This window comes from Vibrio chagasii (assembly GCF_024347355.1).
Lineage (GTDB): Bacteria > Pseudomonadota > Gammaproteobacteria > Enterobacterales > Vibrionaceae > Vibrio > Vibrio chagasii.
On record NZ_AP025465.1, the window covers coordinates 2,947,298 to 2,964,547 of the forward strand.

A 17,250-nucleotide genomic window follows, 5' to 3' on the forward strand; every position below is an offset into this window, starting at 1 on the left:
ATGGAATTCATGATAGAAATGTAATGGAGAAATCCATCCTTTGAGTGCTAGACTGATGTTTATCATACTTTTATCAGTCTTTTTCTATGTATAAAACCACCCCAAAAGCATTTGGCCTATCGGTGTCTTTTTACTTATCGATAGTATTTGGCCTACTGGTAACCCAAAGCGTTTTCGCCGCTCCACCAAGCTCATTCTCCAAAGCAAAAAAAGAAGCCGTGAAGATTTACCTTGATCACCCGACTTCATTCTATTGTGGCTGTGACATTACTTGGAAAGACAAAAAGAAAGGCATTCCAGATCTTGCAGGCTGTGGTTATCAAGTGCGAAAGCAACAAAAACGGGCCAGTCGAATTGAGTGGGAACACGTGGTTCCCGCTTGGCAATTTGGCCACCAGCGACAATGCTGGCAAGGCGGTGGACGCAAGAACTGCACCCGCAATGACAAAATATTCAAATCCATGGAAGCCGACCTTCACAACTTAACGCCGGCGATTGGTGAGGTTAACGGAGATCGCTCCAACTACAATTTCAGTCAGTGGAATGGTATGGATGGAGTAAGCTATGGTCAGTGTGAAATGCAGGTCAACTTCAAGCAACGTAAGGTGATGCCGCCAGACAGAGCGAAAGGCTCTATCGCTCGAACTTATCTTTACATGAGCCAAGAATATGGTTTCAAGCTATCTAAACAGCAAACCAATCTGATGATGGCGTGGAACAAGCAGTTCCCTGTCGATGAGTGGGAATGTACTCGTGATGAGCGTATCTATGCCATCCAAGGGAATCACAACCCATTTGTTTATCCAGCTTGTAAATAGCACCACTCGCGTAACCCACATTCCTAGCCGTCTCAAACAAGAGTTTCAGAATTGCCCCTGAAACTCTTGCTCTACCCTTGTTTTTTCAACTGAAAGCATCCATGTTAGGCAGAGACAAAATACCCTAATGACACTATTTATAGGTTTACCAGCATGAGAATCCCTCGTATCCATCACCCAGAACTCATTCACCAGTTAGGTTCACTCGCTTTAGGCGAAGATGCCGCGGGTCATGTTGGTCGTGTCCTTCGTATGAAAGAAGGTCAAGAAGTTCTTCTTTTTGATGGCAGCGGCGCTGAATTTCCAGCGACAATCACTGAAGTATCAAAGAAGAGTGTCACTGTTGACGTGACTGAGCGTATCGAGCGCAGCAGTGAATCTCCATTAGACTTACACTTAGGACAAGTGATCTCACGTGGTGACAAAATGGAGTTTACTATCCAAAAGTCGGTAGAGCTTGGTGTAAACACCATCACTCCTCTGATTTCAGAACGCTGTGGCGTTAAACTAGATGCTAAACGCTTCGAGAAAAAGCTCGCTCAGTGGCAGAAAATTGCGATCGCAGCATGTGAGCAGTGCGGTCGAAATACAGTTCCAGTGATTCGCCCTATCATGCAACTTGAAGAGTGGTGTAGTGAACCGAGTGAAGCATTAAAGCTGAACTTACATCCTCGTGCAAAATACTCAATTAATACCCTTCCAGAACCTATCAGTAAGGTACGCCTATTGATCGGCCCTGAAGGTGGCTTGTCGGCTGAAGAAATCGGCATGACAGAACAATACAAATTTGAAGAGACGCTACTCGGCCCACGTGTACTTCGTACCGAAACAGCAGCTCTAACCGCAATTACTGCCTTACAAGTCCGTTTTGGCGATCTAGGCTAGGAGAAAAAAATGATCAAACTTGGCATCGTAATGGATCCAATTTCATCCATTAACATCAAAAAAGACTCTAGCTTTGCCATGATGCTTGAAGCTCAGCGTCGTGGTTACGAAATCCATTACATGGAAATGAATGATCTACACTTAGATCAAGGCGTAGCGATTGCAGACACTAAGGTCGTTGAGCTCAAAGAAGATCCAAATGGTTGGTATGAATTCAAGTCAGAACAGACTATCGCGCTATCTGATTTAGATGCTGTACTGATGCGTAAAGATCCTCCGTTTGATACTGAGTACATCTACGCAACCTACATTCTTGAGCGTGCTGAAGAGAATGGCGCACTGATCGTAAACAAACCGCAAAGCCTACGTGACTGTAACGAGAAGCTGTTCACAGCATGGTTCCCTGAACTAACACCAACCACCATCGTGACTCGCAAAGCGGAGAAAATTAAAGAATTCCGCGAGAAGCATGGCGACGTAATCCTTAAACCACTTGATGGTATGGGTGGTGCATCTATCTTCCGTGTGAAAGAAGGCGATCCAAACGTATCAGTGATCATAGAAACACTGACTAACCACGGTCAAAACTACGCGATGGCACAGACTTTCGTTCCTGACATCAGCAACGGTGATAAGCGTATTCTTGTAGTTGACGGTGAGCCAATGCCTTACTGCCTAGCTCGAATCCCTGCTAAAGGCGAAACTCGAGGTAACCTTGCAGCTGGCGGTACTGGTGAAGCACGTCCTCTAAGTGACACAGATTGGGCGATCGCAAGAGCGGTTGCTCCTGCACTAAAAGAAAAAGGTCTAATCTTCGTTGGCCTAGACGTCATCGGTGATAAGCTAACTGAAATCAACGTAACGAGCCCTACATGTATCCGCGAAATCGAAGCCGCTTTCGATATCTCGGTAACGGGCAAATTAATGGATGCAATTGAGCGTCGCGTTAATGCAAAATAACCTAAGCTAAAAGAAAGCCCTAGCGCTTCACACATACGTCTTAGGGATAGAATGAGCGGCTTTACGCCGCTCTTTTCCTTTATTGGGAACACACTGGCAGGAGGCTCTATGAACCTAACGAACCACTTTTTGGTCGCTATGCCCGGGATGAAAGATCCGTACTTTCAAAACTCGGTAATCTACCTCTGTGAACACAACGAGGAAGGTGCGATGGGGTTAATGATTAACGCTCCCATCGATGTCACTGTCGGTAGTATGCTCAAACAAGTTGAGGTTGAATCTGAACAACCAAAACCGAATCAAGCCAGCCTTGATAAGCCGGTATTAAACGGTGGACCGGTTGCTGAAGACCGTGGGTTTATTTTGCACAAGCCCAAAGGCAGCTATCAATCCAGCATCAATATGACTGACCAAATCTCAGTAACAACCTCAAAAGATATCTTGATGGTGTTGGGCACAGAAGATGAGCCGATGAATTATTTAGTCGCACTTGGGTATGCAGGATGGGAACCGGGACAACTGGAAACCGAACTGACCGAGAACTCATGGTTAACCGTTGAGGCCGACCCTAAAGTCATCTTCGATACGCCAATTTCAGATCGCTGGAAAGTTGCGGTACAAATGTTAGGTATTAATGCCGCTCAGCTTTCAGCAGACGCTGGTCACGCCTAGCTCAAATCAGCTAAATAAAATAAACAGACACTCTCAAACACAGATAAATTTGGAAACCCCATGTCACGAACAATTATGGCATTTGATTACGGTACAAAAAGTATCGGCAGCGCGATTGGACAAGAAATCACTGGCACAGCGAGCCCTTTAAAAGCGTTTAAAGCTAAAGACGGTATCCCGAACTGGGACGATATCGAAAAACAGATTAAAGAGTGGCAACCAAATCTTATCGTCGTCGGGCTACCCACGGATCTTCACGGTCGTGATCTAGAGACCATCACACCAAGAGCAAAGAAATTTGCTAACCGCTTAAAAGGTCGTTTTGGTGTTGATGTTGAGTTGCATGACGAAAGATTATCGACCGCAGAAGCAAGAGCCGACCTCTTTGACATGGGTGGCTACAAAGCATTAAGTAAAGGAAATGTTGATAACCAGTCCGCAGTTGTCATTCTCGAAAGCTGGTTTGAAGCACAATATTCTTAACGAAAATTAAGTGAGCAAAAAGCAACCCGATTTGTGATCCCCACGAATTTCTCGCCGTAAAGACGATGCAATTCATCAATAGGTAAGTGGGAGTTCACATGAAAATTTTTCTAGCAATCTTCGCCGCTCTAACCATTTCTGCGTGCAGCTCCACAGGGTCTAGTAGCGCTAGTTACATGAATGATGGCAAAACCAATTCAGGATTCAATAGTGGCAATATGTACTACGACGACAGTCGAAGAAGTCATGGCTCGTTGAACAGCAACTAGAACAACAATGGTAAGCCAGATCTCTCCGTCAAAAGAGCTCTGGCTTTTTATTTTTTAATCTAACCCATATCAATTTTCACGCCAGATAATGCTCCAGTTCCATAGTCATCATCACCTCGTCTGGTTTTTAGCATCAAACGTAAGTCATTAGCCGAATCGGCACTATGAAACGCATCTTCTTCGCTAATCTTTCCCGCTACAACTAAATCAAACAAAGCTTGGTCAAAGGTCTGCATGCCGACTTCTTTTGATTTTGCCATTGTTGCTTTTAGCTCGTGCAATTCACCGCGACGAATCAAGTCAGACACTCGTGGGCTGTTGAGTAGAATTTCAAATACACCATGACGCCCGCTGCCATTCTTATCTCGAATTAACTGCTGAGCAATCACACCACGCAGATTCATCGACAGATCAAACAGGAACTGTTCTTTCTGTTCTTTAGGCACCAAATGAAGAATACGCTCTAACGCTTGGTTGGCATTATTCGCGTGCAAAGTTGCCATACACAAGTGACCCGTCTCAGCAAAGGTCATCGCATATTCCATGGTTTCGCGGCTACGGATTTCGCCAATCAAAATCATATCTGGCGCTTGGCGCAACGAGTTTTTAAGGGCGACTTCATAGCTCTCGGTGTCGAGCCCTACCTCACGCTGAGTAACTATGCATTTCTTATGTTCGTGGACGAATTCTATCGGGTCTTCAACCGTCAAGATATGCCCAGAACGATTGGTATTGCGGTAGCCTGTCATCGCCGCCATCGAGGTCGATTTACCAGAACCCGTAGCCCCAACCACCAGCACAAGCCCACGCTTAGCAATTGAGAGGTCTTGTAATACATCAGGAAGCTTTAATTGCTCAAAGGTTGGGATGTTCGTCTCGATGTGTCGAATCACTGCTCCAGGTAGCTCTCGCTGAAAGAACGCACTAACACGAAAGCGACCAAAATCACGTACAATGGCAAAGTTAGCCTCACGCGTTTGCTGATATTCATCACGTCGTTCTTGATCCATCATCGCATCAAGTAATTGAGCGACCTGAGCCGAATTCAGTTTCTCGCCTTGCGGTCGCAGCTCACCATCGACACGGAACAAGACTGGCGCATCAACCGTGATGTAAAGATCGGACGCTTTTTGAGAAAGCATTCCCTCAAGGATTTGATTCAATTCCATTATGTACACCTTGATTAGAACATTGAGGTTTCAATTTCGATCTTTTTCTCGACCTCTTCCGAGTCAACCAAACCTTGGGCCATCAGCTGCTTCGCATTCTGCTCCATGGTTTGCATGCCATGTGCTGCGCCTGTTTGAATGATTGAATACATCTGAGCGACTTTATCTTCACGAATCAAGTTTCTGATCGCCGGTGTCGCCATCATGATTTCATGACAAGCCACACGACCACCACCGACACGCTTTAATAGTTTCTGGGCAATCACCGAGCGTAATGATTCAGACAACATTGAACGCACCATGTCTTTGTCGCTCCCCGGGAATACATCGATAATACGGTCAATCGTTTTTGCCGCAGAACTGGTATGTAAGGTACCAAAAACCAAGTGACCAGTTTCTGCAGCCGTGAGCGCTAAACTAATGGTTTCTTGGTCACGAAGTTCACCAACAAGGATAACGTCAGGGTCTTCACGTAACGCACTGCGCAGCGCCGCTTTAAAGCTATGAGTATCACTATGAACCTCACGCTGGTTCACTAGGCACTTATTGTTGGTGTGAACAAATTCAATCGGGTCTTCTATGGTGAGAATATGCTTATTGTGGTTACGGTTAACGTAATCCACCATCGCCGCAAGAGTAGTCGATTTACCAGAACCTGTTGGGCCTGTAACTAACACTAGACCCTTTTCGAAATTAGCAATCTTTTCAAAGATATCAGGAGCGCCTAACTGCTCTAACGTTGGTATCTCGACAGGGATAGTTCGAAAGACAGCTGAGCAGCCACGGGCTTGGTTAAAAGCGTTAACACGGAAACGACCGACATTGGGTAATTCAAAAGAGAAGTCGACTTCCAGTTTTTCCTCGAACTCACCGCGCTGCGAGTCGCTCATGATCTCAAAAACCAAACGGTGCACATCAGCATGACTCAAAGCTGGTATTCCAAGCTTCCTTACTTCACCATCTATACGTACCATTGGAGATACACCCGCAGAAAGATGTAGATCTGACGCGTTATGCTTTACACTAAAATCTAGTAACTCAGTGATATCCATTTATTTTCCCTTAAGTAAAGTCAGCTATGAGTAGTATTCAACAAAATATCGAACAAATCACCTCACAGATTCGTAGTGCTGAGCAAAAGTGCGGACGAGCTCCAGAGTCCGTGCAACTTTTAGCCGTCAGCAAAACTAAACCGATTGATGCGATTCTAGAAGCCGCACTCGGAGGCCAAATTGCCTTTGGTGAAAACTATGTTCAAGAAGGTGTCGATAAAGTAAAACACTTTTCAGAACAACATTCTAACCTAAATTTGGAATGGCACTTTATTGGTCCAATCCAGTCAAATAAAACTCGCCCTATCGCAGAAAGCTTCGCATGGGTACACTCCATCGATCGTGATAAGATCGCTCAGAGACTGAATGACCAACGTCCAAGCGAGCTTCCACCTTTGCAAGTGTTAATTCAAGTAAACACCAGTGGTGAAGCGTCCAAGTCTGGCACATCTGAAGAGTCAGTTTTTGCACTGGCAGAGTTGATTTCCTCACTGCCCAACCTCACTTTAAGAGGGTTGATGTCGATTCCTGCAAACGTCTCTGACTATCAATCACAGCTTAACGCTTTCTCTCAACTGGCAGAGCTAAAAGATAAGCTAGCTGCAAAATATCCTGATATTGATACCCTTTCGATGGGCATGAGTGGTGATATGGACGCAGCAGTAGAGGCTGGCAGCACCATGGTTCGCATTGGAACCGCGATTTTTGGTGCTCGTGATTACGCGAAATAGCGACACCTAACAACCAAAAAAGTATAAGTATTGATACCGCTCCGCTTTCACCGCGTAGCGACACGCTCAGGATTTGATATATGGAACATAAGAACATCGCCTTTATCGGGGCGGGAAACATGGTTCGCTCAATTGTAGCGGGCTTAGTAGCGAGTGGTTACCCAGCGCAAAAGATTACGGCGACAGCGCCTTCTGACACGAGAAGAGTGCCGTTAGAGCAAGAATACGGCATCAATACCACCAGCGATAATATTGCCGCAGCTGAGCAAGCAGACGTTGTTGTATTATCGGTGAAACCGCAAATGATGGCCGATGTATGTAAACCCTTACAAAGCATCGACTTTAGCAACAAACTGGTAATCTCAATTGCCGCAGGTATTAATGCGAATCGACTCAATGAGATGTTAGACTGCCAACTGAACCTGGTTCGTGTAATGCCAAACACGCCATCACTGCTTGGGAAAGGCATGAGTGGGCTTTATGCTGATTCAACCGTTAGCCAAGCAGATAAAGATTTCGCATCACAGCTAATGCAAGCTGTAGGTGAAGTGAGCTGGGTAGAACAAGAATCTGGTATCAACAACATTATTGCAGCGGCAGGCAGCGCTCCGGCTTACTTCTTCCTGTTTATGGAAGCGATGCAAGCGGAAGCAGTCAATCAAGGTTTCGACCAAGAGACGGCCCGCAAGCTAGTGCAGCAATCGGCATTAGGCGCGGCAGAGATGGTGGTCGCGAATCCAGATACAGAATTATCTACACTGCGTGAGCAAGTGACTTCAAAAGGTGGTACTACCGCCGAAGCACTGCGCACGTTTAATGAACATCAACTATCAGACATCGTAGCCAAAGCCATGCAAGCGGCAGTTGCTCGAGCTGAAGAGATGGAAAAACTGTTTTAGTACCAATCAAGGTACAAAAGCCTTGCGTCGCTCATGTGATATCTAAGCGGCAAGTAAATCCGAAAAAGGAAACAATATGAACTCGATGAGCTTTCTGATCTCGACCGTTTTTGATCTTTACATCATGGTTGTGATCTTGCGTATCTGGCTACAGGCATCACGTGCAGATTTCTACAATCCGTTCTCACAATTCATCGTAAAAGCGACACAACCAGTGGTAGCTCCACTACGCCGAGTTATTCCGTCGATCGGCAGCCTAGATCTGGCAACGGTTGTTTTCGCTTATGTGCTATGTGTACTCAAGTTCGTCGCTCTCAACTTAATTATCTCTGGCGGCGCGGCTGTGTTCGACATCAGCTTCCTAATCTTTGGCGGACTATCTCTGATTAAAGCGGCGGGTGGTTTGATTTTCTGGGTACTACTAATCCGTGCAATCCTAAGCTGGGTTAGTCAAGGTCGCAGCCCAATCGAGTATGTGTTCCATCAACTGACTGAGCCAATGCTAATGCCTATCCGCCGCATCCTACCGGATATGGGTGGCTTCGACTTAAGCGTTCTGGTTCTGTTCATTGTTCTTCAGTTTGCGAACTTCCTAATGGGTGACATGATTGGTCCTATTTGGTATCAGCTATAATTCAAGTACGAACATCAGGTACTTTGACGATGCCAAAAACGGTTTGGGTCGAGGGAGACGATATTCTTCTTAGACTCTATATCCAACCCAAAGCAAGCCGAGACAAAATTGTTGGCTTGCATGGTGAGGAACTCAAAATTGCCATCACCGCTCCCCCGGTAGATGGCAAAGCCAATGCCCACTTAGCGAAATACCTTGCGAAACAATTTAAGGTAGCTAAAGGGCAAATTAAAATTGAAAAGGGAGAGCTCGGCCGGCACAAACAAGTTCGAATATGCTCGCCAAGCCACCCCCCCACTGAAGTCAAAGCCATCCTATGATGGCTTTTTGCTATTTATTGGAGTCATTATGCGTCTATGGATTACAGCACTACTTACCGCTCTTATTGCCCTACCAAGCTCGGCAGGACAATTTAAAAACATTAAGGATGTCGAGGTTCACTACTCAGCTTTTAACTCAACATTTTTAACGGCTCAAGTCGCTAAGCAATATAAACTTAAGCGAAATGGCTACTCAGCGATTCTGAACATCAGCGTGCTAGACAAAGCTTCCCTTGGCAAACCAGCAACAACCGCTAAAATCACGGGAACAGCCAAGAACCTTGTGGGCAATACTCGCACACTTAACTTCCGCGAGATAAAGGAAGGTGATGCGATTTATTACCTAGCTGAGTTCCCTGTAACACACGAAGAAAACATCACTTTTGATATTGATGTTAACGCAGGTTTGAAAGGCACAGGCCCACTGCGATTCACACAAAAATTCTATATAGAAGAGTAGGTTCAGCCTTCACTTTTCTGTTCACCAACTTATTAGAGCAACATCCCCATGAGTAAGATTGTTTTAGCCACAGGCAACCAAGGTAAAGTTCGCGAGATAGCAGGTATTCTGTCTGAGTTTGGTTTTGACGTTGTCGCACAAAGTGAGTTTAACGTTTCAGAAGTCGCTGAGACAGGAACAACTTTCATTGAAAATGCCATCATCAAAGCTCGCCATGCTGCCAAAGAGACAGGGCTGCCAGCCATTGCTGACGACTCCGGTTTAGAGGTTGATTTCCTTAAGGGCGCGCCAGGTATCTACTCTGCACGTTACTCAGGTGAAGGTGCTACCGATAAGCTGAACATCGAAAAGCTGCTTGATGCCATGCAAGGTGTTGAGGTAGCAAAGCGTACTGCTCGTTTCCACTGTGTATTGGTGCTAATGCGTCACGAAAATGATCCAACACCATTGGTGTGTCATGGTAAGTGGGAAGGACAAATTCTGACTGAAGAACACGGCGAAAATGGCTTTGGCTACGATCCTGTATTCTTTGTTCCAGAAGAGAACTGTGCATCTGCCGAGCTTGAACCTTCACGCAAAAAACAGCTTTCACACCGTGGTAAGGCCCTAGCGTCACTATTCGAAGCACTAAAAGAGCAAGCTCTGTAATGCACAACACAGCACTCGTTCCACCAGCTCTTAGCCTTTATGTACACATCCCGTGGTGTGTGCAAAAGTGTCCATATTGTGATTTCAACTCACACGCTCTGAAAGCCGAAATCCCTGAAAAAGAGTACATCGATGCGCTACTTGAGGATCTCGATACTGATATCGAGAAGTACCAACTCAATGGTGCACCTCGTCCTCTGCATTCGATCTTTATTGGAGGGGGAACTCCAAGCCTGTTCTCTCCAGAAGGTATCGGTCGACTGCTTCAAGGTATTGAGCAACGCACCCCATTCAAACCTGAAATTGAAATCACCATGGAAGCCAACCCGGGCACCATTGAAGCTGAGCGTTTCGCTGGTTACCAAAAAGCAGGGATTACTCGTATCTCGGTTGGTGTACAAAGCTTTGAGCAAGAAAAGCTAGAAAGACTGGGCCGTATCCATGGTCAAGATGAAGCGGTCAACGCTGCTCACCTTGCACATAAAATCGGTCTAAACAGCTTTAACCTCGATCTTATGCATGGCTTGCCGGATCAAAGTATCGATCAAGCATTGGCTGATCTAGACAAAGCCATCGAGTTAGATCCCCCGCATTTATCTTGGTACCAGCTAACAATAGAACCTAACACCATGTTCTATTACAAAACGCCAGCTCTACCTGATGACGATGATCTCTGGAATATCTTCGAATTAGGCCACAAAAAGCTCGCTGATGCAGGGTATGTGCAATACGAAATCTCAGGCTACAGCAAGCCGGGCTACCAGTGTCAACACAACCTCAACTACTGGCGCTTCGGTGACTACTTGGGTATTGGCTGCGGCTCTCATGGCAAGCTGAGTTTTGCTGATGGACGAATCATTCGAACAACTAAGGTTAAACACCCTAGAGGCTATTTGGCGGCTTACCAGAATATGGTGAAGCCTTATATTTCGGATGAATTTGAAGTAGCAAACGAAGATCGCCCTTTCGAATTTTTCATGAACCGTTTCAGGCTGATGGAAGCATGCCCTAAGCAAGATTTCATTGATACGACAGGACTTGGTTTGGACGCTGTTCAGCCAACAATTGAGTGGGCAAAAGAGCTAGGTTATTTGAACGAAACTGATACTCACTGGCAAATCACAGAAAAAGGGAAACTTTTCCTCAACGATTTGCTGGAAGCCTTCATGGCCGAAGAAGACGAATAGTTTGAGATTCGAGAAAAATGATAAAAGGGTTGGCTTTAGGGTCAACCCTTTTTATTGGAAGAGTCTTTCTCGAAGCGAAGCGCTCTATAGGACGAAGTCCGTGCTCGCATCTTTCTTCTAAAAAATCGAACGACCAATACGTTCTGAAAGCAGCTCGAGAGCCTTAGTGCCAGCCAGTGAGTTACCAGAAGGATCCAGCTCTGGAGACCACACAGCAATCGTCATTTCACCAGGAACGATAGCGATAATCCCGCCACCTACTCCCGATTTGCCCGGCATGCCGACGCGATAAGCAAACTCACCTGCGCCATCATACAAACCACAAGTTGCAAGCAAAGCATTCAGCTGCTTGGTCTGTACCGGCGTGATGATCTCTTTCTTAGTCTGTACTGACACACCTTTGTTCGCTAAGTAGCTAAAGGTTTTCGCCAAATCCACACAAGTCATCTTAAGTGCACAAGCATGGAAGTAATTATTGAGTACAGGGATAACATCGTTCTCAAAATTACCAAATGAACGCATCAAGTACGCGATAGCGGCATTACGGTCGCTATGCATCATTTCTGAAGCCGCTACAACCTTGTCGTACACAATATGAGTATCGCCCGATAACTGACGCACAAACTCCAATAAACGCTGTCTTGGTGCTGACAAGCGGCTTTGTAATAGGTCAGCGACAACAATCGCACCAGCATTAATAAATGGGTTTCGAGGGATACCCTGCTCCATCTCAAGCTGGATCATCGAGTTAAAAGCTTGCCCTGAAGGTTCTTTACCTACACGCTGCCAAATCTCTTCCGGCTTATAGAGCACCATTGCTAACGTCAAACTCAAAGCCTTAGAAATAGATTGTACAGAGAAGGCTTCCTCTGCATCACCAGCTTGAATCACTTCTCCTTCATTGGTGTATACCGCAATCGCCAGTTTCTGGTTCGATACACGCGCTAATGCAGGAATATAATCAGCGACCTTTCCCTGACCAATTAAAGGGCGAACTTCTTCTAAGATCTCGGCCAAAATAGCTTGAGTTGGTTTCATGTGTGCTTACTTCTATATTGTTATTTTTGTAGGGACGTAACATATACCAATCGTAGTAAATAACGGCTCACTCTAGCTTGTTAAAACGCTCGATAACTGCGTTAGAATTTTTGATTGTAGAGTAACTACTTATCGAAAAAACCTGCCTTGTTCCTACGCTATTTTTAATCACTTACTTACTGTGATTGGTATTACTTTCTGTCGTTAAGCCTTTACTGAAATAAAAGCCTAAGGACAAAAAAGCCAACACTACAATAATGTTGGCTTTTATCAATCCCACAAAGTGTAAGGTTAAGATCCTAATCAAATCTCACCTTATATTTGTTGAGGTTCAGAATTACTTAGTACGCTTGTACTTAATATCCCAAACACCATGACCTAAACGGTGGCCACGAGCTTCAAATTTAGTCAGTGGACGCTCATCCGGGCGAGGAATGTAATCACCATCTTCAGCGATATTCTCGAAACCTGGTGCAGCATTCATTACTTCAATCATGTGCTCTGCGTAGTTTTCCCAGTCAGTTGCCATGTGGAAAATACCAGTTTCAAGGTGTAGTTTAGCGCGAACCATTTCAGCGAATTCAGCTTTAACGATACGACGCTTGTGGTGGCGAGCTTTGTGCCATGGGTCAGGGAAAAACAGTTGCAGTGTATGCAGGCTGCTATCTGGAATCATGTGTTCAAATACTTCAACAGCATCGTGACACATTACACGTAGGTTAGTTACGCCAGCATCGCGCGCAGTACCCAAACAAGCACCAACACCTGGGCTGTGAACTTCAATACCTAAGAAGTTCTTCTCAGGTGCGTTCTTTGCCATTTCAACCAGTGATGCACCCATACCGAAGCCAATCTCTAGTACAACTGGGTTATCGTTGCCAAATACTTCTTTCCAGTTAAGAAGCTCTGGGTTGTAGTCGATACCCATTGTTGGCCAACATTCATTCATCGCGTTCTCTTGGCCTTTTGTTAAGCGGCCTTCGCGGCGAACAAAACTACGGATCTTACGAACCAGTTTGCCGTCTTCAGTATATTCGTTAGTGGTCACTTCACTCATTGATTTTTGCCTGCACATTGATTAATCAAAGCGGGGATTATCCAAAGAATTGCCTTCGGTGCAAGTCTTTCCGTGGATAAATTCCCACACAATTTGTCTGTTTTACATCCAACGTTAAGTGTGGTGCAATTTCGCTTCTAATAATAGCAAAGCATAGAGCATGTCGTGACTCCTTTCGCAACCGCCATATTAAAGTGGTATGACGCCTACGGGCGTAAAGAATTACCTTGGCAACAAAACAAAACCGCCTACACCGTTTGGCTATCTGAAATCATGCTTCAGCAGACTCAGGTCACCACGGTGATTCCATACTACCAACGCTTCTTGGAACGTTTTCCTACAGTTATCGATCTAGCAAACGCCGAGCAAGATGAAGTGCTCCATCTATGGACAGGGCTTGGTTACTACGCACGAGCTCGTAACCTACACAAAGCTGCCAAGATCGTCGTAGAGCAATATGGTGGGGAGTTTCCACTTTCTCTCGAAGAAATGAATGCGCTTCCAGGCATTGGTCGCTCAACAGCGGCAGCTGTTCTGTCCTCTGTTTACAAGCTCCCTCATGCGATCCTTGATGGTAACGTGAAGCGAACGCTTGCAAGAAGCTTTGCTGTCGAGGGTTGGCCTGGACAAAAGAAGGTTGAAAACCAACTCTGGGAACACGCAGAGGCACACACACCAAAGCAAGATGTCGATAAGTACAATCAAGCTATGATGGATATGGGAGCAATGGTTTGTACTCGTAGCAAGCCTAAATGTACTCTGTGCCCAATTGAAAGCATGTGTGAAGCTAAAAAACTCGATAGACAACTCGACTTCCCTGGCAAAAAGCCAAAGAAAGAGAAACCAGTAAAAGAGACATGGTTTGTAATCCTGTATCACGATAACCAAGTGTGGCTTGAGCAGCGCCCTCAATCAGGTATCTGGGGAGGCTTATTCTGTTTCCCTCAAAATGAGAACGCAGAAATCGAACACCAATTGGATCTTCGTTCAATCACAAACACAGATTCAATCAAGACCATGATTGCGTTTAGGCATACTTTCAGCCACTACCACTTAGATATCACACCAGTATTAGTAAAATTAGATAAACAACCAGATTTGATAATGGAAGGGACTAAAGGTCTCTGGTATAACTTATCAAAACCAGAAGAAATTGGCCTAGCCGCTCCTGTAAAGCAGCTTATTGAAAGCCTACCATTTGAACTGAATGACGACGTTTGAATCAACGAACGCGATAAGAGGAACCACTATGAGCCGCACTGTATTTTGTGCTCGCCTCCAGAAAGACGCTGAAGGCTTAGAATTTCAACTTTACCCAGGTGACTTAGGTAAGCGTATCTTTGACAACATCTCTAAAGAAGCTTGGGGACAATGGCAAAGCAAACAAACCATGCTTATCAATGAAAAGAAGCTAAATATGATGGATCCTGAACATCGTAAACTTCTTGAAACTGAGATGGTTAACTTCCTTTTCGAAGGTAAAGATGTCGTAATTGATGGCTACACTCCACCAAGCGAATAAGACATTTATTTAAGCAAATTTTAATGACATCATGGTTAGCGCTGCGATGTCATTTTTGTATGAGGAACTATGAAAAAGCTCAGTTACTTCCTAACCGCCATGCTACTTACTGGTTGCAGTCGTGAGTTCGTTGAGAGCATTTATGATGTGAATTACGAGCCAACCAACCGATTCGTAAATAACTTAGCGGAGTTACCCGGTCAATTTGAAAAAGATACAGGCGCATTAGACGCTTTGATCAATAGCTTTTCTGGCAATATCCAAAAGCGCTGGGGTAGCAACGAAATCAAGATGGCAGGTAAGAGTAACTATGTGAAATACATAGATAATTACTTGAGCCGATCAGAAGTAAACTTTAGCGAGGGCCTGATAACGGTAGAAACAGTTTCCTCAACAGAGCCTAAAAAACACCTCAAAAATGCAATTATGACAACGCTGCTTACGCCAGATGATCCAGCACATGTCGACCTATTCTCTTCAAAAAGTATCAAATTAGAAGGTAAACCTTTTCTCTATAACCAAGTTGTAGACCAAGAGAAAAAGCCTATCCAATGGACATGGCGCGCCAACAAATTTGCTGACTACCTGATTGCCAACAACCTCAAAACCAAAGAAGTCGACTTTAAAAAAGCCTATTACGTTGAAATCCCTATGGTGGCCGATCACGCAAGCCAGCGTAGTTACCAATATGCCGATATCGTTCGACGCGCATCTAAGCGCTATGACATCCCTGAAGACTTAATCTACGCAATCATCAAGACAGAAAGTAGCTTTAACCCATATGCGGTTAGCTGGGCGAATGCATACGGCTTGATGCAAGTTGTGCCGAAAACAGCAGGTCGAGATGTATTTAAACTGGTAAAAAACAAACCTGGGGAGCCCACTCCTGAGTACTTATTCAACCCAGAAAACAACATTGATGCCGGCACCGCGTACTTTTACATCCTTAAAAATCGCTATTTGAAAGATGTGCGACACCCCACAACATTGGAATACAGCATGATCTCTGCGTACAACGGTGGCACTGGCGGTGTACTCAATACCTTTAGCAAGGACAGAAAGCGAGCAATGCGTGACTTAAATTCACTGCAACCGAGTCAAGCTTACTGGGCACTTACTAAAAAACACCCGAACAAAGAGTCGCGCCGATACCTAGAAAAAGTAACAAAGTTCAAGAAAGATTTTAACCAAGGTAAAACGTAAGCCTCACTTTTGAATAAAAAAACAACTAACGAACGTTTTTTTTAATTATTTTCAAAAAAGGTGTTGACGGTTATGCAGAAAATCCGTTTAATAGCGCTCCGTTGCCCGGATAGCTCAGTCGGTAGAGCAGAGGATTGAAAATCCTCGTGTCGGTGGTTCGATTCCGCCTCCGGGCACCACAATTTGATTTGTTGGTGTCAACACTCTTTAACAGGGAGTAACAGCACGGACAAAAGCATAAAGAATTTAGTGTGCCGACTTAGCTCAGTAGGTAGAGCAACTGACTTGTAATCAGTAGGTCACCAGTTCGATTCCGGTAGTCGGCACCATTCTTTTGCCTCGATAGCTCAGTCGGTAGAGCAGCGGATTGAAAATCCGCGTGTCGGTGGTTCGATTCCGCCTCGAGGCACCATTATTTGGTGTTTAACTTAAATAAGTTAACGCAAGTAATTCCCCCTTAGTTCAGTTGGTAGAACGGCGGACTGTTAATCCGTATGTCGCAGGTTCGAGTCCCGCAGGGGGAGCCATTTACAATTGAAGTGATTGATATCATTTCATATAAAATGAAGAGTAATATCTTCAGTAAAAGATATAGTGTGCCGACTTAGCTCAGTAGGTAGAGCAACTGACTTGTAATCAGTAGGTCACCAGTTCGATTCCGGTAGTCGGCACCATTCTTTTGCCTCGATAGCTCAGTCGGTAGAGCAGCGGATTGAAAATCCGCGTGTCGGTGGTTCGATTCCGCCTCGAGGCACCATTATTTGGTGTTTAACTTAAATAAGTTAACGCAAGTAATTCCCCCTTAGTTCAGTTGGTAGAACGGCGGACTGTTAATCCGTATGTCGCAGGTTCGAGTCCCGCAGGGGGAGCCACATTCAAGAAGCCAAGTCGAAAGACTTGGCTTTTTTCGTTTTAAGCTCCGACTTATTTGTACCAAATAAATGCCTCAGCCGAAACGTCGGACCGTACTAGCCGCCTACGTTGAGTCCCAACAGGAAAATCATTTTAGAGAAAGCCTCATCACACGATGAGGCTTTTTCGTATCTAACGCTCCTGCTTTGTGCCAAAGCAATGTCTCAGAAAAATCGTTCCCCTTTCTCCGGTCTCGTCGAACTCCAATACTGAAAAGCTCTTTCAATTCAGGCACCCATTAAATACTGAAACTGGAAAACAACCCTCTTCCGTCGTATACCTCTGCTCAACGATAATCTCTGACTAATACCGCTCCCTTACAGCCATTTTC

At 45.0% G+C, this 17,250-nt stretch carries 20 protein-coding genes and 7 tRNA genes; 23 read left to right on the forward strand and 4 right to left on the reverse strand.

The annotated features are described in order from the left end of the window. Window positions 1–86: 86 nt before the first annotated feature. The 6 genes from OCV52_RS13455 to OCV52_RS13480 all read left to right on the forward strand — a co-directional run bounded on the left by OCV52_RS13455 (window position 87) and on the right by OCV52_RS13480 (window position 4,087). On the forward strand, window positions 87–818 hold the full coding sequence (locus tag OCV52_RS13455; RefSeq protein WP_102424752.1) for an endonuclease: 732 nt from the start codon (window positions 87–89) through the stop codon (window positions 816–818). A 153-nt stretch (window positions 819–971) separates the two neighbouring features. Next, complete coding sequence (gene rsmE / locus OCV52_RS13460; RefSeq protein WP_137408535.1) at window positions 972–1,703, forward strand: 16S rRNA (uracil(1498)-N(3))-methyltransferase; 732 nt, start codon at window positions 972–974, stop codon at window positions 1,701–1,703. A gap of 9 nt (window positions 1,704–1,712) precedes the next feature. After that, a complete protein-coding gene (gene gshB, locus OCV52_RS13465) occupies window positions 1,713–2,663 on the forward strand; it encodes a glutathione synthase (protein ID WP_102424750.1) in 951 nt (316 codons plus the stop codon). A gap of 108 nt (window positions 2,664–2,771) precedes the next feature. After that, complete coding sequence (locus tag OCV52_RS13470) at window positions 2,772–3,335, forward strand: YqgE/AlgH family protein (protein ID WP_102424749.1); 564 nt, start codon at window positions 2,772–2,774, stop codon at window positions 3,333–3,335. A 60-nt stretch (window positions 3,336–3,395) separates the two neighbouring features. Next, window positions 3,396–3,818: a Holliday junction resolvase RuvX gene (gene ruvX, locus OCV52_RS13475; protein WP_004738973.1), complete on the forward strand. Its 423-nt coding sequence runs from the start codon at window positions 3,396–3,398 to the stop codon at window positions 3,816–3,818. 98 nt (window positions 3,819–3,916) lie between these two features. Further along, complete coding sequence (locus OCV52_RS13480; RefSeq protein ID WP_155647308.1) at window positions 3,917–4,087, forward strand: hypothetical protein; 171 nt, start codon at window positions 3,917–3,919, stop codon at window positions 4,085–4,087. A 59-nt stretch (window positions 4,088–4,146) separates the two neighbouring features. Here OCV52_RS13480 and OCV52_RS13485 read toward each other — a convergent pair whose 3' ends face one another. Beyond that, window positions 4,147–5,256: a PilT/PilU family type 4a pilus ATPase gene (locus OCV52_RS13485; RefSeq protein WP_137408534.1), complete on the reverse strand. Its 1,110-nt coding sequence runs from the start codon at window positions 5,254–5,256 to the stop codon at window positions 4,147–4,149. A gap of 14 nt (window positions 5,257–5,270) precedes the next feature. Beyond that, entirely contained in the window at window positions 5,271–6,308 is a 1,038-nt protein-coding gene (locus tag OCV52_RS13490) for a type IV pilus twitching motility protein PilT (RefSeq protein ID WP_137408533.1), read from the reverse strand. 26 nt (window positions 6,309–6,334) lie between these two features. On the opposite strand from OCV52_RS13490, the gene OCV52_RS13495 reads away from it, so the two are divergent. The 7 genes from OCV52_RS13495 to hemW all read left to right on the forward strand — a co-directional run bounded on the left by OCV52_RS13495 (window position 6,335) and on the right by hemW (window position 11,187). Beyond that, complete coding sequence (locus OCV52_RS13495) at window positions 6,335–7,039, forward strand: YggS family pyridoxal phosphate-dependent enzyme (RefSeq protein ID WP_061032414.1); 705 nt, start codon at window positions 6,335–6,337, stop codon at window positions 7,037–7,039. Between the two features lie 80 nt (window positions 7,040–7,119). Beyond that, complete coding sequence (gene proC / locus OCV52_RS13500; protein WP_102426486.1) at window positions 7,120–7,938, forward strand: pyrroline-5-carboxylate reductase; 819 nt, start codon at window positions 7,120–7,122, stop codon at window positions 7,936–7,938. A gap of 76 nt (window positions 7,939–8,014) precedes the next feature. After that, complete coding sequence (locus OCV52_RS13505; protein WP_017069592.1) at window positions 8,015–8,572, forward strand: YggT family protein; 558 nt, start codon at window positions 8,015–8,017, stop codon at window positions 8,570–8,572. Between the two features lie 29 nt (window positions 8,573–8,601). Then, window positions 8,602–8,892 (forward strand): DUF167 family protein YggU, encoded by a 291-nt coding sequence (gene yggU / locus OCV52_RS13510; RefSeq protein WP_137408532.1) that lies wholly within the window; start codon window positions 8,602–8,604, stop codon window positions 8,890–8,892. Between the two features lie 28 nt (window positions 8,893–8,920). Beyond that, a complete protein-coding gene (locus OCV52_RS13515; protein WP_137408531.1) occupies window positions 8,921–9,352 on the forward strand; it encodes a DUF4426 domain-containing protein in 432 nt (143 codons plus the stop codon). 48 nt (window positions 9,353–9,400) lie between these two features. Continuing rightward, window positions 9,401–10,000: an XTP/dITP diphosphatase gene (locus tag OCV52_RS13520; RefSeq protein WP_137408530.1), complete on the forward strand. Its 600-nt coding sequence runs from the start codon at window positions 9,401–9,403 to the stop codon at window positions 9,998–10,000. Then, window positions 10,000–11,187: a radical SAM family heme chaperone HemW gene (gene hemW, locus OCV52_RS13525; protein ID WP_137408529.1), complete on the forward strand. Its 1,188-nt coding sequence runs from the start codon at window positions 10,000–10,002 to the stop codon at window positions 11,185–11,187. The genes OCV52_RS13520 and hemW overlap by 1 nt, the downstream gene beginning before the upstream one ends. A 117-nt stretch (window positions 11,188–11,304) precedes the next feature. On the opposite strand, the gene glsB is transcribed toward hemW, so the two are convergent. Both glsB and trmB read right to left on the reverse strand, forming a co-directional pair. Beyond that, window positions 11,305–12,225, reverse strand: coding sequence for a glutaminase B (glsB, locus tag OCV52_RS13530; protein WP_004738957.1), 921 nt, complete (start codon window positions 12,223–12,225; stop codon window positions 11,305–11,307). A 337-nt stretch (window positions 12,226–12,562) separates the two neighbouring features. Next, window positions 12,563–13,282, reverse strand: a complete 720-nt coding sequence (trmB, locus tag OCV52_RS13535) for a tRNA (guanosine(46)-N7)-methyltransferase TrmB (protein WP_004738956.1) — start codon at window positions 13,280–13,282, stop codon at window positions 12,563–12,565. A 165-nt stretch (window positions 13,283–13,447) separates the two neighbouring features. On the opposite strand from trmB, the gene mutY reads away from it, so the two are divergent. The 10 genes from mutY to OCV52_RS13585 all read left to right on the forward strand — a co-directional run bounded on the left by mutY (window position 13,448) and on the right by OCV52_RS13585 (window position 16,879). Next, a complete protein-coding gene (gene mutY / locus OCV52_RS13540; protein WP_137408528.1) occupies window positions 13,448–14,503 on the forward strand; it encodes an A/G-specific adenine glycosylase in 1,056 nt (351 codons plus the stop codon). 28 nt (window positions 14,504–14,531) lie between these two features. Continuing rightward, window positions 14,532–14,804, forward strand: a complete 273-nt coding sequence (locus OCV52_RS13545) for an oxidative damage protection protein (protein WP_004738952.1) — start codon at window positions 14,532–14,534, stop codon at window positions 14,802–14,804. Window positions 14,805–14,873: 69 nt separating this feature from the next. Then, complete coding sequence (mltC, locus tag OCV52_RS13550; RefSeq protein WP_061032406.1) at window positions 14,874–16,007, forward strand: membrane-bound lytic murein transglycosylase MltC; 1,134 nt, start codon at window positions 14,874–14,876, stop codon at window positions 16,005–16,007. Between the two features lie 103 nt (window positions 16,008–16,110). After that, a tRNA-Phe gene (locus OCV52_RS13555) sits at window positions 16,111–16,186 on the forward strand. A 74-nt stretch (window positions 16,187–16,260) separates the two neighbouring features. Then, window positions 16,261–16,336 (forward strand) — tRNA-Thr (locus OCV52_RS13560). Between the two features lie 7 nt (window positions 16,337–16,343). Then, window positions 16,344–16,419, forward strand: a tRNA-Phe gene (locus OCV52_RS13565). A 39-nt stretch (window positions 16,420–16,458) separates the two neighbouring features. Further along, a tRNA-Asn gene (locus OCV52_RS13570) sits at window positions 16,459–16,534 on the forward strand. 71 nt (window positions 16,535–16,605) lie between these two features. After that, window positions 16,606–16,681: transfer RNA gene (locus tag OCV52_RS13575), tRNA-Thr, on the forward strand. A 7-nt stretch (window positions 16,682–16,688) separates the two neighbouring features. Beyond that, window positions 16,689–16,764: transfer RNA gene (locus OCV52_RS13580), tRNA-Phe, on the forward strand. A 39-nt stretch (window positions 16,765–16,803) separates the two neighbouring features. Further along, window positions 16,804–16,879 (forward strand) — tRNA-Asn (locus tag OCV52_RS13585). Window positions 16,880–17,250: the final 371 nt, after the last annotated feature.

What these genes read in the sequence shown, in the direction of transcription:
- OCV52_RS13455 (WP_102424752.1), top strand. Translation starts at nt 87, where the DNA reads ATGTATAAAACCACCCCAAAAGCATTTGGCCTATCGGTGTCTTTTTAC.
- OCV52_RS13470 (WP_102424749.1), top strand. Translation starts at nt 2,772, where the DNA reads ATGAACCTAACGAACCACTTTTTGGTCGCTATGCCCGGGATGAAAGAT.
- ruvX (WP_004738973.1), top strand. Translation starts at nt 3,396, where the DNA reads ATGTCACGAACAATTATGGCATTTGATTACGGTACAAAAAGTATCGGC.
- glsB (WP_004738957.1), bottom strand. Translation starts at nt 12,225, where the DNA reads ATGAAACCAACTCAAGCTATTTTGGCCGAGATCTTAGAAGAAGTTCGC.
- OCV52_RS13495 (WP_061032414.1), top strand. Translation starts at nt 6,335, where the DNA reads ATGAGTAGTATTCAACAAAATATCGAACAAATCACCTCACAGATTCGT.
- OCV52_RS13485 (WP_137408534.1), bottom strand. Translation starts at nt 5,256, where the DNA reads ATGGAATTGAATCAAATCCTTGAGGGAATGCTTTCTCAAAAAGCGTCC.
- OCV52_RS13520 (WP_137408530.1), top strand. Translation starts at nt 9,401, where the DNA reads ATGAGTAAGATTGTTTTAGCCACAGGCAACCAAGGTAAAGTTCGCGAG.
- rsmE (WP_137408535.1), top strand. Translation starts at nt 972, where the DNA reads ATGAGAATCCCTCGTATCCATCACCCAGAACTCATTCACCAGTTAGGT.
- yggU (WP_137408532.1), top strand. Translation starts at nt 8,602, where the DNA reads ATGCCAAAAACGGTTTGGGTCGAGGGAGACGATATTCTTCTTAGACTC.
- hemW (WP_137408529.1), top strand. Translation starts at nt 10,000, where the DNA reads ATGCACAACACAGCACTCGTTCCACCAGCTCTTAGCCTTTATGTACAC.
- trmB (WP_004738956.1), bottom strand. Translation starts at nt 13,282, where the DNA reads ATGAGTGAAGTGACCACTAACGAATATACTGAAGACGGCAAACTGGTT.
- OCV52_RS13490 (WP_137408533.1), bottom strand. Translation starts at nt 6,308, where the DNA reads ATGGATATCACTGAGTTACTAGATTTTAGTGTAAAGCATAACGCGTCA.
- mltC (WP_061032406.1), top strand. Translation starts at nt 14,874, where the DNA reads ATGAAAAAGCTCAGTTACTTCCTAACCGCCATGCTACTTACTGGTTGC.
- OCV52_RS13545 (WP_004738952.1), top strand. Translation starts at nt 14,532, where the DNA reads ATGAGCCGCACTGTATTTTGTGCTCGCCTCCAGAAAGACGCTGAAGGC.
- proC (WP_102426486.1), top strand. Translation starts at nt 7,120, where the DNA reads ATGGAACATAAGAACATCGCCTTTATCGGGGCGGGAAACATGGTTCGC.
- gshB (WP_102424750.1), top strand. Translation starts at nt 1,713, where the DNA reads ATGATCAAACTTGGCATCGTAATGGATCCAATTTCATCCATTAACATC.
- OCV52_RS13515 (WP_137408531.1), top strand. Translation starts at nt 8,921, where the DNA reads ATGCGTCTATGGATTACAGCACTACTTACCGCTCTTATTGCCCTACCA.
- OCV52_RS13505 (WP_017069592.1), top strand. Translation starts at nt 8,015, where the DNA reads ATGAACTCGATGAGCTTTCTGATCTCGACCGTTTTTGATCTTTACATC.
- OCV52_RS13480 (WP_155647308.1), top strand. Translation starts at nt 3,917, where the DNA reads ATGAAAATTTTTCTAGCAATCTTCGCCGCTCTAACCATTTCTGCGTGC.